The organism is Maribacter polysaccharolyticus, from assembly GCF_028882255.1.
GTDB lineage: Bacteria > Bacteroidota > Bacteroidia > Flavobacteriales > Flavobacteriaceae > Maribacter_A > Maribacter_A polysaccharolyticus.
This window is the reverse complement of sequence record NZ_JARBUY010000021.1, coordinates 1-2,159: the sequence shown is the minus strand read 5'-3', so window position 1 is coordinate 2,159 and position 2,159 is coordinate 1. Positions and strand designations below refer to the sequence as shown.

1 protein-coding gene is annotated in these 2,159 nt (G+C 49.8%); it reads right to left on the bottom strand.

Going from position 1 to position 2,159, the window contains the following annotated elements; all coding sequences use genetic code 11:
- Positions 1-2,159: beta strand repeat-containing protein (locus PHU20_RS20080; protein WP_274827194.1), on the bottom strand; the 2,159-nt coding region annotated here is incomplete at both ends.

Here is a 2,159-nt window from a genome sequence, read left to right as displayed (position 1 = left end):
TCCGATGCATTGGCTGCAATGTCGGAATCATTTGCAGCAATCTCACTTGCATTAGCACTGATTCCAGCAACATTGGTAGCAATATCGGTCGCATTGACGGCAATCCCGGAAATGTCCTGATCGCCGGTATTGATTCCTGAAGTATTGGCGATGATGTCCGCCTGATCGGTGGTGATTCCGGTCTTGGCCGTGTTCAAGGCAATGGCATCGTTCTGTGTAAGTTGTTCCGCTTCCAAGGCGTCGATGTCCGAAGCATTGACCGCTATTCCTGAAATATCCTGATCTCCGGTGTTGATTCCGGAGGTATTGGCGATAATGTCCGCTTGTTCGGTGGTGATACCGGTCTTGGCGGTGTTGAGTGCGATGGCATCGTTCTGGGTAAGTTGCTCCGTTTCCAAGGCGTCGATGTCCGATGCATTGGCTGCAATGTCGGTATCGTTGGAAGTTATCGCTGCTGTATTAGAAGCGATTTCGGAATCATTTGCAGCTATCGCAGCAACATTGGTCGCAATATTCGTGGCATTGACAGTTATCCCTGAAATATCCTGATCTCCGGTATTCACTCCGGAAGTGTTGGCGATGATATCCGCTTGTTCGGTGGTGATTCCGGTTTTGGCCGTGTTGAGTGCAATGGCATCGTTCTGTGTAAGCTGCTCTGCTTCCAAAGCGTCGATGTCCGTGGCATTGACCGCTATCCCGGAAATATCCTGATCTCCGGTGTTGATTCCGGAAGTGTTGGCGATGATGTCCGCCTGTTCGGTAGTGATGCCAGTCTTGGCGGTGTTGATTGCAATGGCATCGTTTTGGGTGATTTGTTCTGCTTCCAAGGCGTCAATGTCAGAGGCATTGGCAGCAATGTCGGTATCGTTGGATGTAATCGCAGCGGTGTTGGCAGTGATATCGGAATCATTTGCTGCAATTTCACTTGCATTGGTGGCAATATTGGTCGCATTGACAGCAATCCCTGAAATATCCTGATCTCCGGTGTTGACCCCGGAAGTGTTGGCGATGATATCCGCCTGTTCGGTAGTGATGCCTGTTTTGGCGGTGTTGAGTGCAATGGCATCGTTCTGGGTGATTTGTTCGGCTTCCAAAGCGTCAATGTCAGAGGCATTGGCTGCAATGTCGGTATCGTTGGAAGTTATCGCAGTGGCATTGGCAGCAATATTCGTTGCGTTAACGGCTATTCCCGAAATATCCTGATCCCCGGTATTCACTCCGGAAGTGTTGGCGATAATGTCCGCCTGTTCGGTGGTGATTCCGGTCTTGGCAGTGTTGAGTGCGATGGCATCGTTCTGCGTAAGTTGTTCCGCTTCCAAGGCATCGATGTCCGTGGCATTCACAGTTATGGCCGAAGCATTTGTCGCGATATCGGTGTCGTTGGAAGTTATCGCAGTGGTATTCGCAGCGATATCGGAATCATTTGCAGCGATCTCACTTGCATTGATTGCAATATTCGTCGAATTGACTGCAATCCCCGAAATATCCTGATCTCCAGTATTGATCCCGGAAGTATTGGCAATGATGTCCGCTTGTTCGGTGGTGATCCCTGTTTTGGCCGTGTTGAGTGCAATGGCGTCGTTCTGTGTAAGTTGCTCCGCTTCCAAAGCGTCAATGTCAGAGGCATTGACTGCAATCCCTGAAATGTCCTGGTCTCCGGTGTTGATTCCGGAAGTATTGGCGATGATGTCCGCCTGTTCGGTAGTGATCCCGGTTTTGGCCGTGTTGAGTGCAATGGCATCGTTTTGGGTGATTTGCTCCGTTTCCAAGGCGTCGATGTCCGATGCATTGGCTGCAATGTCGGAATCATTTGCAGCAATCTCACTTGCATTGGCACTGATTCCAGCAACATTGGTTGCAATATTGGTCGCATTGACTGCAATCCCTGAAATGTCCTGATCTCCCGTATTCACTCCGGAAGTGTTCGCAATGATGTCCGCTTGTTCGGTGGTGATTCCGGTCTTGGCCGTGTTTAGTGCTATGGCATCGTTTTGCGTAAGTTGCTCGGATTCCAAAGCATCGATGTCAGAAGCATTGGCAGCGATATCTGAATCATTTGCAGTAATCTCACTTGCATTGGTGGCAATATCGGTCGCATTGACCGCTATTCCCGAAATATCCTGATCCCCGGTGTTGATCCCGGAAGTATTGGCGATGAT